The sequence below is a fragment of the Hymenobacter swuensis DY53 genome (genome assembly GCF_000576555.1).
Taxonomy (GTDB): Bacteria; Bacteroidota; Bacteroidia; order Cytophagales; family Hymenobacteraceae; genus Hymenobacter; species Hymenobacter swuensis.
The window spans coordinates 1,619,667-1,633,796 of sequence record NZ_CP007145.1 but is presented as its reverse complement, the minus strand read 5'-3'; the positions used below and the strand labels follow the sequence as shown (position 1 = coordinate 1,633,796).

Sequence of the window (14,130 nt, the reverse complement as noted above, 5' to 3'; positions counted from 1 at the left end):
AAACGAACGGCCAGCAACCAAAATCTACTAACTGCCATCTGAGGCAGCGCGCTCCACTTCCGCCCACAGCCGCCGGGCACTTTCTGCCCAGGAAAACCGCTGGATGTTGCGCTGCCCGCGTAGAATCAGCTTCTGACGGTAGTCGGCGGAGGCATATACCTGAGTCAGGCCCTGGGTAATGGAAACCACCGAGAACGGGTCGACCAAACAGGCGGCGTCGCCGGCTACTTCGGGTAAAGAGCTGCAGTTGGAAGTAATGACGGGCGAGTGGCAGGCCTGCGCTTCGATGATGGGAATGCCGAAGCCTTCGAAGTACGGCACGTAACAGGTAGCCAGCGCAGCGGCGTACAGTTCTACCAGCTCGGTATCGGTGACGCGGCCGGTCAGGTGTACATCGTGGCGGTGCTGTAGCTGCTGATACACATCGAAGATGGGACCGGCCTTCCAGGCAGTGCGGCCCACCACCAGCAGCTTCATGGGCGACGCGGTGGCTGCTTTAAACGCATCAAAGGCACGCAGCAGGTTGACCAGATTCTTGCGCGGCTGCAATGCGCCCACAAACAGAAAATATGGTTTACCCGCGGCAAACCGCTCCCGGGTGGCCTGCTGCACGGCGGCCGGCTGAGGTTGGAAGTGCGCATCGGCCGCGTTGTACACCACGCTGATTTTGGCCGGCTCGGTACCGTAGGTGCTTACAATATCCTGCTTCGTGGCTTCCGATACCGCTACCAGCCGCGCGGAAGCGCGGGCAAACCGGGGAGTGAAATATTGGTAGTAGCGCAGCACCAGGCGGTCCACATCGGCCGGGAAGTGCTCGAAGGCTAAGTCATGTAGCACCGTTACGCGGGGTACGCGGGTGCGCAGGGTGGTGAAGCCGTCGGGGCTAAGAAAAACGGCCGGGCGGTTGCGCCGCAGCCAGTGGGCTACGGCTCCTTCAAACCAGGCCGCCCACAACAACGGGTGCCGGGCGGGCGGCTGCAATACGTGCGGTACTACGTTCGGGCCCAGCAGATACCGCTCATCAAAAGCCCGGTCGAACAGGAAATGAAACGTGTGGTCCGGCTGCTGCGCTACCATATGGCGCAGCGTTTCCAGCGTGAAACGCCCGATGCCCTCCAGCTTGTCGCCGGGCAATAAAAAGCGGACGTTAACGGCTATGTGCAAGTTGGATGGCTGAACGGGTGGATGGCTGAACTGGTAAACGGCTGGATGGGGGCAGTGGCGAAGGGTTGAATGGGTGAATTGTTTTCATCCGTTCAACAATCCAACCCTTCACCACTTCCCACATCCAGCTATTCATTCTTTTTCCGCAGTTGCCGCAGCTCCGACATGCTGACGATGCCCAGAGCAAATATCAGCACCAGTAACCAGATACCCGCTACGCCGGTTTCCAGCCACCAGGGTAGGCCGGCGTAGGTGCGCAGCGCGTACCAACCCGCGCACAAACCGCCAAACGCCAGGGCCAGCCGCCACAGCACTGCCAGCGGCAGTTGTACGCCGGTCCGGCGCGGTACCAGCCATACGTAGCCAACGGATACCACCACCGCGCATAGCAGCGTGTTGGCAGCTCCGGCCAGCGCGCCGTAGCGCGGCAGCAGCAGAAAGTTGAGGCCGGTGTTGAGCACGATACTACCCGTTACGAGCCAGGAAACCGGTTTTTCATGGTCGGTGCTGGTGAGTAAAGTGCTATAGATGGCGAAGAAGGCATGCACCAGCACGTTCAGAAACAGAATCTGTAGGCACTGCGTCATGCGCAGCAGCTCGGCCGGGGTGCTGTGCTTAAACTGAAAGAACAGCAACTCCCCCCGAAACAGCCCGAAACCCACCACCAGCAGCAGCGGCACCGTTACGATGCGCTGCCCGAACCACAGCAGCTTCTGCTGCTCTTCGGGGCGGCCGGTAGCATGGGCGAAGCGGGCAAAAAACAGTGGCAGCACCGTCCAGAGGTACATCATCACGGCATCTACCCAGCGGTAGGCCGCCGCGTAGTAACTGGCCTCGCGGGCCGATACCAGCCGCTCCAGCATCAGCATATCAATCCGCTCATTCAGGCCGTACACCAGCGTAATGAAGGCCAGCGGCAGACTTTCCAGCAGCACCTGCCGCGCCTGGGCCCAGCGGGGCCGCAGGGCCACCCGCCCGTACAGCCGCCGGATCAGGCCCACCAGCAGCAGGAACGTGAAAAGCACCGCCACGGTGCGCACGCCCACAAACCGGTCCAGCGTGAGGCCCATCGGCAATAGTGCCAACACCAGCCCCAGCAGCAGCAGCCGCTCCAGCACTGATAGCACCGCGTCAGTATTAAACCGCTGATGTGCCTGCAGCACCCCGCGCAGGAACAGCGTGTACTGCGTCAGCAGCAGGCCGGCGGCGGTAATAGCCAGCAGCAGCAGCCAGTGCCCCCGGTAGCCCAGCACCCAGCCCAGCCCTACCGTGAGGGCCAGAAACCCCACCCCCAGCCCGGCTCGCAAGGGCAGCAAGGTCGGGAAGAAGTCGGTGAAGAAGCTGGGGGAAGCGGCCAACCGCTTGGTGGTGAGCTGCGTGGTGCCCAGATCGGAAACGGCCGCCACAATGGTAGCCAGCGTGAGCAGAGCCGTGAATGTGCCGAACAACTCATGCCCGATGCGGTCCTGCACCACATTTTCCAGCACTACCCAACCCGGCTTTACCAGCAGGTTGAGCAACACCACGAAGCTGATATTTCCGAGGAATCGTTTGATGGATGAGAGGCTAGGAGAACAAAAAAACGGCCCCACTGCGTGGCTGCAAAAGCCAACCACTACCAGCAGGAAAGCGCAAAACTACACAAAAGCCGCCGGGGTTAAAGCCGCAAATAGGGGCCGGGCACGGGCGTTTTTTCCTCTATATTTGCCTGCCGCCGACGTCTGACCTTTCCACTTTCCGGTCGCGCGGCCTTATTTGCAGCATGTCGGAGCCGTCTTATTCCCTCCTGGGCCTGTGGCCTATTATCAACCGTTGGAAGAAACTTGTAGGCACCGCCCTGGTGCTGGCGTTGGTGCTGAGCGTAGCCGTGGCGCTGCTGATGCCTAATGTGTATAAGTCCACCGCCGTTTTCTTTCCCACTAACCCACAAACCACCGACCCTGACCGCATTGCCACCGAAGGTAGCAAGTTGGAGTTGGGCGGCCGGACCGAAGACCTGGACCGCATCATCACCATTGGTGAGTCGCAGCCGATAGCTGAGCTGATGATCAAACGTTTCGGGCTGCATGAGCACTACGAAACCGGCGCGGCCGGCGACGATGCTGCCGACGACGCAGCCCTGCGCAAGTTCAGCTCTAACCTCGACATTGTGCACAACGAGCGGGACGCCATTGAGCTAACGTTTTTCGATGAAGACAAGCAGCTGGCCGCCCGCATTGCCAATACCCTGGTGCAGGTGATTGACTCCGTGAACCAACAGCTCACGCTGGAAAACCGCCGCAACGTGCTGGGCCTGTATCAGCAACGCTTTCAGTTCCTGAACAAGGAGTTTGAAACCTCCCGCCAGAAGCTCATCCAGGCCCGCCGCCGCTACGGCATTTATGGGCTGGAACAACAATCACGCTACCTGGCCCGGGAAATCATTGAAGTGGAAACCGACCTGCGTAAAGCGGAAGGCGAAGGCGACGACAGCCGCAAAATTGCCGGCCTGCGCCGCGCGCTGCGGGGCCTCACCCGCTCGGAGCAGGGCAACGTGCTGAACCTGGAGGACTACACGCGCGGCGTCGACTCGCTGAACCTGTTCACGGCCCGCATGACGGACCTGCAGGGCCGCCTGGTAAAAGCTCGCGGCGACTATGAAACGGCCGATGTAGCGCTGAAAGGCAAGCTTTCCTCGCTGTATCTGGTGCAGAAAGCGTATCCGGCCACCAAAAAGAGCAAGCCCATCCGCTGGCTGATTGTGGCCGGCTCGGTATTCCTGACGCTGGCCCTATCCATTGTGGTAATTACCCTGCTGGAATTGTGGCGGCGTACCACCAGGCGCCCCACCAGCCGGCCAGCCCTGTGAGTCAGCGGTTCGCCTCGCTCCTGCCCTCCGACCCGGCCCAGCGAATCTTCGTGGGGTTTGTGGTGATTTTGCTGGGTGGCGGTGCCACAGCCCTGCTGCTTGATACCCCGCTTGCCCTGCTCCCGTTGGTACTGGGCGTGGGCCTGCTGGTGGTGTTCACGGAGTGGCGGCTGCTCTACTACCTGCTGTTCCTGACGCTGGCTTTTTCCCGGGAACTCCCGCTACCCGGAGGCCTGAGCATGGATGTGCCTTCTGAGCCGCTGCTATTGGTGCTCACAGGCTGCGTGCTGGCCACGGTACTCATGCGTCGGACAGCCATTCCGGGGCAGGAATTGCGGCATCCGCTGGTAATTATTCTGCTCCTGATGCTGCTCTGGTCGGTAGTATCCACCATCTTTTCAGTCGATACCACCAAGTCCGTTAAATACCTGCTGGCGAAGGTCTGGTACCTCGTGCCGTTCGGGCTGGGCACCCTGCTGCTGGTGCGCCGCCCCACCGACGTATGGCGGCTGGCCGGGCTGTACGTCATTAGCGCCACGCTTACGGTGCTAGTCACGGCTGCCAAACACGCGGCCCACGGCTTCAGCTTCGAGTCCATTAACGAAGCCGTGCAGCCGCTGTACCGCAACCACGTAATTTATGCCACCGTGCTGGCGTTGCTGCTACCGTTTGCGCTGTACAGCATCCGGAGTACACACGGCAAGGAAAAAATGGCTTGGTGGGTGGCATTGGTCGTTCTGGTGTTCGGGCTTCTGACCTCTTACACCCGCGCTTCGGTGCTGTCGTTGCCGGTGGCCGGGCTGTTCTACGGCGTAATCCGGCTGCGGCAGACGCGCCTGCTGCTAGTGGCCGTGCTGGTGGCTGTGCTCAGCGGGGCCACTTACTTTCTGAGCCAGAACAACTACATGCTGTTCGCGCCTAACTTCGAGAAAACCGTTTTTAACGGCCAGAACTTTGAGAAGCACTTGGAAGCTACTTACAAGCTGCAGGACGTGTCGGGCATGGAGCGGGTATACCGCTGGGTGGCTGCCGGCCGCATGGCTGCCGATAAGCCACTCGTGGGAAGCGGCCCCAGCACATTTTACCCCGAATACAAACGCTACACGGTGCGCAGCTTTCGCACCTACGTGAGCGAAAACCCCGAAAAATCAACCACCCACAACTACTTTCTGCTGGTACTGGCCGAGCAGGGTTTTCCGGGTGTGGTCCTGTTCATCACGCTGCTGGGGGCCGCGCTTATTACCATCGAAACGCTGTATCACCGCACCCATCCAGGTACTCAGCCCCGCTACGTGCTGCTGGCCTGCGGCATGAGCTTCGTTATCATTGTATTCCATCTGCTACTGAACGAGTTGGTAGAAGTCGATAAAATCGGCTCCTTCTTCTTCATCAACCTGTTCATGCTTATCCGGGTAGGCAGCTGGACTAAAAGTGAAGTGGTGAACTTGTGAAGTTGACGTTCAACCCGCGCAGATAGTGCAAGCGGAACGTCAACTTCACAAGTTCACCACTTCACAATTTCACCTTTACTTAAACCGGCAGCTCAGGATGGTTACGTCGTCGGCGAAGCGGTTGCCGTTGGTGTTGAAAACCTCTATTTCGCGCAGTAGCTCGCGGTGTACGGTGGCCAGCGGGGCGTAGCGGTTGTGGCGCAGCACCCGCAGTACGCCTTCCTCACCAAACTCCTCGTGGTCGGCATCAAATACTTCAGTGAGGCCGTCGGTGTAGGTGAGCAGCAGCGCATGGGGGGGCACTACGATGCTGCCAACCTTCAGCATGGGTAATTCATCCATCACGCCCAGCATAATAGTACCGTCCTTCAGCAGAAGCACCGGGCCGGAATCGGGCACCAGCAACGGGTCGTTGTGGCCGGCATTCACGTATTCCAGCAGGCGCGTACGTCGGTCATACAGGCCGAAAAAAACCGTAATGAACTTGTCGCCGCCGGCATTGCGGAAGATGAGGTTGTTGAGTTCCTGGGCCACGGTAGCCAAGTCCACTTTCTGGCGGAGCAGTGTCCGGAGGCCGGCCTGGAAGTTCGACATCAGCAACGAAGCGGCCACGCCCTTCCCCGACACGTCGGCCACGCAGAACAGAAACCGGTCGGCATCGAGGTCTACCACATCATAATAGTCGCCGCCCACGGCGGTATGGGGCACGTAGCTGGCCTGCACGGCCACATGAGCATCGTTGGGCAGCTTGCGCGGGAAGAGCATCGTCTGCACCTCCTGGGCAATTTCAATTTCCTTGCGCATAGCCGCGTCGGCCACCCGCTGGCGGGCCAGGCGGCGGTTTTGGATGGCTCCGATGAGGATGTTGCTCAGCGTCTGCAGAAACTTGGTGGCTTCCTCGCCCGCGTAGTCATCATGCACGTTACCGATGAATACGTACGCCAGCACGTTGCCGTTTTGCACCACCGGAATGCTGGTTTCCAGCAATTGCCACTCGGCCGGCAGCGGTCCGAAATTGCTCAGCGGGCAGGGTTGGCCAGTGCAGCCGTCCAGGATGGCGGCCGGCAACTCCAGCTTGCGGAAGTCACTCAGGCCAGCCCCGAACGAGACAACGCACACCCATTCCTGCTCCTCCTTCACGTAAAGCACCAACCGTCGGATGTTGAGCTGCCCCAGCAGGGTAAACTGAAAGATTTTGTATAGGGCCGCTTCCGTGGAGTCGAGGTTGATGGCCTGCGTAATTTCCAGCAGAGCACCCAGCTCCCGCTCCTTCAGAAACAAGCGCTTTTCGGGGGTAGTATTGGGCATCGGGAGTTAAGTTATGAGTGTTGAGCGTTGAATGATGAGTTTCCTCGTGGCCGATAGGCTTGCCTGTGCCAAATTCATCATTCAACACTCGTAACTCATCATTCAGGAAAGTGGTGTTTTGGGGTCGTAAGCGTCGCGCAGGCCGTTGCCGAGCAGGTTGAAGCTGAGCACCAGCAGGCTGATGGCCAGGCCCGGCAGCAGCGTGAGCCACAGGCCGGCCTCGGTGCCTAGCAGCTGAAAGCCTTCGTTGACCATCAGCCCCCAGGACGGCGCGGGCGGTTGCACGCCCAGGCCCAGAAAGCTCAGGCCGGCTTCCAGCAGAATAGCCGCCGCGAAATTACTGGTTGCCAGCACAATCAGCGGACCGGTCATATTGGGCAGCAGGTGCCGCCAGATGAGCCGGCTCTGGGGCAGGCCCAACACGCGGCCGGCCTCCACAAAGGTTTTTTCGCGCAGACTCAGCATCTGTCCGCGCACCACCCGGGCCACGTCCACCCACATGGTCAGGCCCACGGCCACAAAGGAGGTCCAGACGCCCTTGCTGTCGAGGGCGAGAGAAATGGCAATGACCAACATGATGCCCGGAATACTCCAGACCACCGTCATCAGGCCCAACAGCAGCGAATCGAGCCAGCCGCCCACGTAGCCGGCTACCGCCCCGATGAGCATGCCCAGCAACACCGAAATCAGCACCGCCACCAGCCCGATACCCAGGCTCACACGGGTGCCCAGCAGCAGCCGGCTCAGCTCGTCGCGGCCGGCTTTATCGGTACCCAGCCAGTAGGTGCGCCGCACAATGTGCTCCTGTTCCACCGTGCGGGCCAGGTCGGCGGCTAGCCCGGAGCGGCCCGCTACGGCTGTCAGGGCGTAGGCCTGCGGCTGGTCGGCCAAGGCCGAATGGTTCTGGTAGGGCTGGGTCAGCAGCGAATCGCCCTGAATACGGTAGCTGGCAATAGGCACCTCCTGGTAACGCGGAGCGCGGCCTTGCCACCAAGTAAGCAGCGGGTTGTCGGCCCGCGCGGAATCCCGTAGCGGCAGGCGCAGCAGGGTGGCCTGAAAGCCGGGGGCTTCCTTTTGCAGCTGCACCACGCCGTTATTGGCCGAGGGCGAGTTATCCGGCAGCACCCAGTAGCCCAGCAGTGCCACCAAGGTGCAGAGTATAATGAACCCCAGGCCCAGCATAGCCGGCGTATTACGCAGCAGCCGCTGGCGCACATAGTAACCGGGCGGCCGGGCAGCCGCCTCGGTCACCGCAGCAACGGCAGAGGCCCCAACCATTAGCGCGTGTTATGTTGGAGCAGACCTTCTTTCGAGGCCAGAAAGAAACTGTCGCGCACGATGGCCCCATAGGAGCTTTCCTCATAGGCCAGTTCTGTATCGGGGTCGGGCCAGTAGCTGCGCACAAGGCCCTGCTCCAGCAGGGTGCGCAGCGCGGACTCCAGCGCGGCAGGTGGCAGGCTGGTTTTGCGACTCAGATCGGCAAAGGAAGTGACGAAGTACAGCTCGTCGAGGATATCAAATTCAGCGTCAGTCACAGAAAGCAGGGGTTTAAGGCAAAGGTAGTATTCCGGGCGGGTTGTTCTCGAAGGCAGATTGTCCGAATTCAACCCGCTACCGAGCCGTTTGGTTACCTCGCCTTCAGGGCCGGGCCGGCGCGTAGGCCACTCCCTGGCCCTGGTGAGTTTCGATATAGTCCAGAATCTGGCTGATTTCCTGATCAGACAGCTGGAAGCTGGGCATCTGCTGCTGTTGGTACTGGTTGAAGACTTTCACCGCGTACTCGTCGCCGCGAGCCACCAACTTGCCCGAATTCTTTACCCAGGCCCGAATCCAGGTTTCGGGCCGCCGCTTGCGGATACCGGCTAGGGCCGGGCCTACTACCACCTCATTCACGGCGTGGCACTGGGCGCAGTTGCTCTTGAACAGCGCGTCGCCAGCGGCCACGGCGGCCGGGTCTTGGCGAGCAAAGAACTGAGCTGAATCAGCAGGGGACATATACTTAATTGCCAGCGAATCAGGTAGCCTTTCTATTCCAGTAGCCGTGATGCGCATCATTCCATAGGGAGTAGCAACGACAGAATCAGCGGCCGCGGTGACATTTTCTGATAAGTTAGGGGAAGCTGATAAATAGTCACCCAGGGTAAACAGGCACACGGCAATGGCTCCGGCCACGGCCGTCAGGCTGGCGGGCATGATGATTTCCAACAGATTTTTCATGCGGATACGGGCTAATGAATTACCCATTGAAGTACGCCCGCAACGGCCGCAATAACAAGCAAAACCGTCGGCTTTAAGCGCCCTACCGCAGTTGCCGGCCTTTCCACTGGTAGCTGCCGCGCAGGCCCGCCAGGCCGGTGAGCAACGCGTAGGGCGCGTAGGCGAGCTGCAATACCGGCACCCACCACAGCCACCGGCGGCGGCCCAGAAACCCCAGCACCGGCCCTAGCAGTAGCGCGTCGGCGAGAAGCTTGAGGGCCCAGCTCAGGCCGACAATTTCGCCCGGCACCAGCCCCGCTGCCCACAGTCCCGCTCCTACCGGAAACGTGAGGTTAGCCAGCAGCACCAGCACGGCCAGCCGTTGCGGAGTGCGCGTCTGGTAATGCCGCCACTTACTGGCCCAGCGCACCCGCTGCCGCAGCAGTAGCCGCAGGGTCGGCTGCGCGGCCGTTTGCACCACGGCCTGCGGATCAGCCAAAAACCGGATGCTGCCGGGAAAGGCCGCGTGGAGCTTGTGCAGCAGAAATTCGTCGTCGCCACTGGCCACGGCCTCGTTGCCCCGGAAGCCCTGCACGGCGTAGAAATCCTGGCGGCGGTAGGCCAGGTTGGCCCCGTTGCACATGGTGGGCGCGCTCCGGCCGATGGAGGCAGCCCCTACCCCGACCAACCCGGCCAACTCTAGCCCCTGCAACGTGGCCAACCAGCCCGCGCCGGTAAGCAGCACCGGGCCGCTAATGAAGCGGGCAGTGGCATTGGTGGCAACCAGGCGGGCGTAGGCCTGTACCCACCCGACCGGTACCCGGCAGTCAGCATCGGTAAGCAATAGCCAGGGCGCACGCGCTACGGCAATAGCCGCCTGCACAGCCGCTTTCTTGCCCGTGGGGGCACCGGGCTGGCCAGCCAGCGGCAGCAGCCGCACCGGAAACGGCAGCCGCTGCGCGGCCTCCTGCACCACCTCCGCCGTGGCATCGGTGGAATGATCATCTACGATAATCACTTCAAAGCCACCCGATACCAGAAGTTGATCAGCTAGGTCGCGCAGCAGGCAAGGCAGATTTCCGGCCTCATTGCGGGCGGCAATCAGGATGGAAAAGGCTGGCGTTGACTTTCCTGGAGCAGTTTCTGTCAGGTCTTGCGGAAGGTGGGGCATTGATGGAGTTGCCACCAGCCGTTTCCACGCCCGCCGGTACTGCAGCATCCGGCCCAGGTACATGCCCGCCGTTCCCCAAAGCCCCACCGACCACAACCACCCGGCTACATTCATACAGATGGGGCCGAAGCCGGCGTTTTACGCTTGCGCAGCACGTTCAGCCGAAGCACAAATACCAGCCCGATGGCACTGGGAACGGCAATATTCAGCACCCACAGACTCAGGCTCGCGCTGAGCACCGGCAGGACCGGCTCGCCCAGCAGCCCGAACAAATGCGTGGCCGACAACTCCCGTACCCCCACATCGGCCAGCGCATTGAGCGAGGGCACCAAAGACTTGAGCAGGAACGTGCCCGCAATAGCCGCCAGAGCATGCCCCGCGGGAGCCTGTACCCCATATGCCAGCAGCAGCAGCCCAAACTGAGCACAGAATACGGCGTAGCGCAGACTGGAAATCAACAGCACATCGGTCAGGATGCGGGCCGGGTAGGTTGGCATGACAGCCAGAAACCGGCTGAAGCGGCGCAATGGCCGCACTGCCTCCACCGCCGCCACCAGCAGCTCGGAGTGATACAGCGGCAGCAGCACCAGCGTGTTGATGAGCAGGGTGAGTCCGACCAGGCCCAACTTAGCCGCCGGGTAAGCGGGCAGGTAAAACCGCAGCAGAAAGTACAGCAAGCCCAGCGTGCCGGCCGCCACCGTGGCCACAAGTTGACAGTAGCGCCCCAGAAACACAGCCCCCAGCGCATCCAGGCGGCGACTTTTCAGCTCCATGATGCGGCCGGCGTAGTCGCCCACCCGGTTAGGCGTCACGAAGCCCAGCGTGAGGCCCACTAGCACTGCCCGGAAGCTGCGCCGAAACGATACGGGCTCCAGGTGCCGGGCCAACCGCCACCACTTCCAGGCTTCCAGTCCCCAGTTGAGTGGCATCAGCAACAGGGCCAGCAGCACCGGGCCGCGCCCCGCGCCGCTGAGGGCGCGGGCAAGTAGCCCCCGCCAGGCGGCGGCCGTAGCAGCATCGGCCACTACCGAGTGCCAGAGCAGGCCCAGTGTGAGCAGTGTGATGCCTACTTTGCCGGCCACCACCCAGCCGCGCCGCCGGGTGGGCGCGGGTTGTTCGGGGGTTTGGACGTAGCTTTGAGGCTTGGGCAGGGGCAAAACGACGGGTAGTTGCGTAACTTCGGCAAGTTAGCGGGTTGCGCGCTGTCAGCGGCTCCCCCACCTGCGGCCAGCTACTTTCGTTGGTGGCCACCCGCTCTACGCTCACCGGCTGTTTGCCATGTACTTTTTCGAGCGGACGGCTTACTGCCGGCCGCTGTCTACTATGATTCTGCCCCTCGCCTCTTCTTCCGAGCTACTGCCTAAAGTAATTATGGGCGTAGACCCGGGCACCAACCTGATGGGCTACGCCGTAATTGAGGTGCAGGGCCAGCAGGTGCGCATGTTGGAGTACGACGTCATTGATATGCGCAAGCTGGGCACCAACCACGCCCTCAAGCTCAAGCGCATTTTTGAGCGCATGACGGAATTAATCGACCAGCACCTGCCCGATGAACTGGCCATTGAAGCGCCGTTTTTTGGGGTGAATGTGCAGAGTATGCTCAAGCTGGGCCGGGCCCAGGGCGTAGCCATTGCCGCCTGCCTGGCCCGCCAGATTCCGTACGTGGAGTACGCTCCCACCAAGGTAAAACAGAGCGTAACCGGCGCGGGCAACGCCAGCAAGGAGCAGGTGGCCCACATGCTGCGCCAGACGCTCAAGCTACCCCCCATCGAAGAAGCTCCTAAGTTCCTCGACGCCACCGATGCCTTGGCTGTGGCCATGTGCCACCACTACCAGAAGGGCAACAACGTGAAAGCCGGCGGCAAAAGCTGGGGCAAGTTCCTGGCCGATAATCCCGGCAAGCTGGCCGCTCCCGTCGCCGGCAAAAAAGTCCCCGCCACGCGGAAGAAGCCAGCAGCGTGAGTGGGCACTCTTTCACTCTGATTTTTATCTAATATGCAGCGATATTACTTATTGTGCACTCTATTTTCTTGTATCCTGTCAGTTTCGGAAGTCAAAGGTCAAGCGCAGGAATATATCATTAATGGTGGTTTTGAAACACTGAGTTCTTGTCCCGTTGAACCTGGTGAAATTATTCTGGCAACAGGTTGGCAGGGCAATGAAGGCACCCCGGATTTTTTACACACCTGCTCAGAACAGCACCGTGATTCTATGGACATCCTCGGCAATTTTGTAGGATACCGTAAAGCATATGAAGGAAAGGGATATGCAGGCTTATATCTACTACGCTACAGTTCGGATCAGAAAGAAAATTATAATTATGCTTCCCACGAACTGATATATAGCAAACTCAGTCAGCCACTGACCGTAGGCACTGTCTATCATGTACGCTTTTATCTTTCTTTAGCAGACTCATCCTTTATTAAAAGTGACTCTATTTATGTTTCTTTCTCCACCAAAACTGTATTCAATAAATATTATCAATTAATTGAACCTGATTTTTATAAAGGTATCAAGATACCTAATCAACATCAATGGGAGTTATTTGAACTCGACATTACTGCTACTGAACCATTTATTTACTGTTACATTGGATTGCCACGAAAGGCATTGACTCGCAAGAAGTACCATTCTATAATTGAAAATGGGCTACAACGAGGAAAATTTCTCCGTAAGCAAATACTACTTGCTTACTACTTTATAGATAACGTCTCACTCACTGAACAGAAATAAAGGTTGTCAAAACATTTCGCACGCTATTAAACCACCCCATATCCAATCCATGCAGCGCCGCCCCGTTCGTTCTACTTCTCTGAAAGCCGTGGGCTACGAGGCCGCCACGCAGACGCTGGAAATTGAGTACCGCCACGGCGGGCTGGTGCGGTACGCGGGCGTGCCGGCCGCTATTCACGCGGCGTTGCTGCAGCTGCCCAATAAGGCCTTGTTCGTGGAGCAAGTGCTGGAGCGGGGCTACGAGCGGGAACAGGTGCGCGGCTGAAAGCTACCAGAATCGGTTGGTGCACACTACTTGCCGCTTCTTTTTTAGCCGCAGCCCCAGCAGCACCTCGTGGCTGCCGCGGTGGTAGCTGTTCAGCCCCGATACGCCGGCATCGTAGGAGTAGCCCAGCGTAAACTGCTCGTAGTTCAGACCTACCAGGGCCACCAGCGCATCGGTGGCCCGCCACGACACCCCGGCCCAGAGCAAATCCTGGTACTTGAGCTTGGCATTGACGTCGAAAGAAAGCGGGGCCGGACTTACGGCCTTCACCAGCACCGAGGGCACCAGCGTCCAGTCGTCGTTGAGCGGTACCCGCACCCCTGCCGTGGCAAAGTAGTGCCGCCGCAGGGTGTTGCCCGTGCCGGGGCTCAGGGAAGTAGGATCGTAGGAGAAGTTGAGCTTATTAGCCAGCAGCTGCGCGCCCGATACGCCCACGTAAAAATCGGAGCTGTACACCCACAGGCCCACCGACGCATCGGGCACCCGGGCAGCGTCGCTGACGGCCACAGTGGTCGGGTCGAAGAAGCGCAGCTGCTGGCCATCCACGGCAAACTGCTGCATTCCCGCCGATACACCCAGCGCCGCCCGCAGGTTGGGCCGCAGCACCAGGTTGTAGGCATAAGAAAGGTAGAGCCCTTTGCGGCTGGTGGGGCCGGTTACATCGTTGTACGCCATGCCGCCCAGCGCATGAAACGGCCGGCGCCGGTCGCGCAGGGTGCGCTTGCTGGTGGTGCGCCACTTCCCCAGCGACGAGCTGGCGCTGAGGTAGTAGGTTTTGGGGGCTCCCTCCAGACCGGCCCATTGGGTGCGGTAGCTGGCTTTGATGTCGATGTAGTCCTCCACGCCGGTAGCGCCCGGGTTGAGGATGTAGTTGTTGTTCATGTATTGGCTGTACTGCGGCTGCTGCTGAGCCCGGGCCGGGGCAGCCAGTAGTACCAGCGCCGGCAGCACCAGAAGTAACACGTTTTTCATAGCGGATTGGGGCTTTAGGACC

The 14,130-nt window shown here is 60.2% G+C and carries 14 protein-coding genes; 5 read left to right on the top strand and 9 right to left on the bottom strand.

Annotation, left to right across the window (positions count from 1 at the left end; genetic code table 11):
• Positions 1–27: 27 nt before the first annotated feature.
• Complete coding sequence (locus HSW_RS08465; RefSeq protein ID WP_044001572.1) at positions 28–1,164, bottom strand: glycosyltransferase family 4 protein; 1,137 nt, start codon at positions 1,162–1,164, stop codon at positions 28–30.
• A 128-nt stretch (positions 1,165–1,292) separates the two neighbouring features.
• Positions 1,293–2,690, bottom strand: a complete 1,398-nt coding sequence (locus HSW_RS08460; RefSeq protein ID WP_155832886.1) for an oligosaccharide flippase family protein — start codon at positions 2,688–2,690, stop codon at positions 1,293–1,295.
• Between the two features lie 236 nt (positions 2,691–2,926).
• On the opposite strand from HSW_RS08460, the gene HSW_RS08455 reads away from it, so the two are divergent.
• Positions 2,927–4,012, top strand: a complete 1,086-nt coding sequence (locus tag HSW_RS08455) for a GumC domain-containing protein (protein ID WP_044001570.1) — start codon at positions 2,927–2,929, stop codon at positions 4,010–4,012.
• The gene (locus HSW_RS08450; protein ID WP_155832885.1) at positions 4,009–5,463 is read left to right on the top strand and encodes an O-antigen ligase family protein; all 1,455 of its coding nucleotides are present in this window, start codon (positions 4,009–4,011) and stop codon (positions 5,461–5,463) included. Before HSW_RS08455 ends, HSW_RS08450 begins: the two co-directional genes overlap by 4 nt.
• Positions 5,464–5,538: 75 nt before the next feature.
• Here the strand turns inward: HSW_RS08450 and HSW_RS08445 are convergent, their stop codons facing one another.
• From HSW_RS08445 to HSW_RS08420, 6 genes are all read right to left on the bottom strand, one after another.
• Entirely contained in the window at positions 5,539–6,771 is a 1,233-nt protein-coding gene (locus HSW_RS08445) for a PP2C family protein-serine/threonine phosphatase (RefSeq protein WP_044001568.1), read from the bottom strand.
• Between the two features lie 102 nt (positions 6,772–6,873).
• Positions 6,874–8,049, bottom strand: a complete 1,176-nt coding sequence (locus HSW_RS08440) for an ABC transporter permease (protein ID WP_052346253.1) — start codon at positions 8,047–8,049, stop codon at positions 6,874–6,876.
• Positions 8,049–8,306, bottom strand: coding sequence for a helix-turn-helix domain-containing protein (locus tag HSW_RS08435; RefSeq protein ID WP_044001567.1), 258 nt, complete (start codon positions 8,304–8,306; stop codon positions 8,049–8,051). The genes HSW_RS08440 and HSW_RS08435 overlap by 1 nt, the downstream gene beginning before the upstream one ends.
• A gap of 103 nt (positions 8,307–8,409) precedes the next feature.
• A complete protein-coding gene (locus HSW_RS22680; protein ID WP_052346252.1) occupies positions 8,410–8,988 on the bottom strand; it encodes a c-type cytochrome in 579 nt (192 codons plus the stop codon).
• 82 nt (positions 8,989–9,070) lie between these two features.
• Positions 9,071–10,138, bottom strand: a complete 1,068-nt coding sequence (locus HSW_RS08425; RefSeq protein ID WP_197031974.1) for a glycosyltransferase — start codon at positions 10,136–10,138, stop codon at positions 9,071–9,073.
• A 110-nt stretch (positions 10,139–10,248) separates the two neighbouring features.
• Positions 10,249–11,295: a lysylphosphatidylglycerol synthase transmembrane domain-containing protein gene (locus HSW_RS08420; protein ID WP_231501375.1), complete on the bottom strand. Its 1,047-nt coding sequence runs from the start codon at positions 11,293–11,295 to the stop codon at positions 10,249–10,251.
• 166 nt (positions 11,296–11,461) lie between these two features.
• Between HSW_RS08420 and ruvC the strand changes: the two genes are divergently transcribed.
• Genes ruvC through HSW_RS08410 form a run of 3 tightly spaced genes read left to right on the top strand, consistent with a single transcriptional unit; the run spans position 11,462 to position 13,136 of the window.
• On the top strand, positions 11,462–12,100 hold the full coding sequence (ruvC, locus tag HSW_RS08415) for a crossover junction endodeoxyribonuclease RuvC (protein ID WP_044001566.1): 639 nt from the start codon (positions 11,462–11,464) through the stop codon (positions 12,098–12,100).
• Positions 12,101–12,133: 33 nt separating this feature from the next.
• Positions 12,134–12,871, top strand: coding sequence for a hypothetical protein (locus HSW_RS24195; protein ID WP_155832884.1), 738 nt, complete (start codon positions 12,134–12,136; stop codon positions 12,869–12,871).
• Positions 12,872–12,920: 49 nt separating this feature from the next.
• A complete protein-coding gene (locus HSW_RS08410; RefSeq protein WP_044001565.1) occupies positions 12,921–13,136 on the top strand; it encodes a KTSC domain-containing protein in 216 nt (71 codons plus the stop codon).
• Positions 13,137–13,139: 3 nt separating this feature from the next.
• On the opposite strand, the gene HSW_RS08405 is transcribed toward HSW_RS08410, so the two are convergent.
• Positions 13,140–14,108, bottom strand: coding sequence for a PorP/SprF family type IX secretion system membrane protein (locus HSW_RS08405; RefSeq protein WP_044001564.1), 969 nt, complete (start codon positions 14,106–14,108; stop codon positions 13,140–13,142).
• Positions 14,109–14,130: the final 22 nt, after the last annotated feature.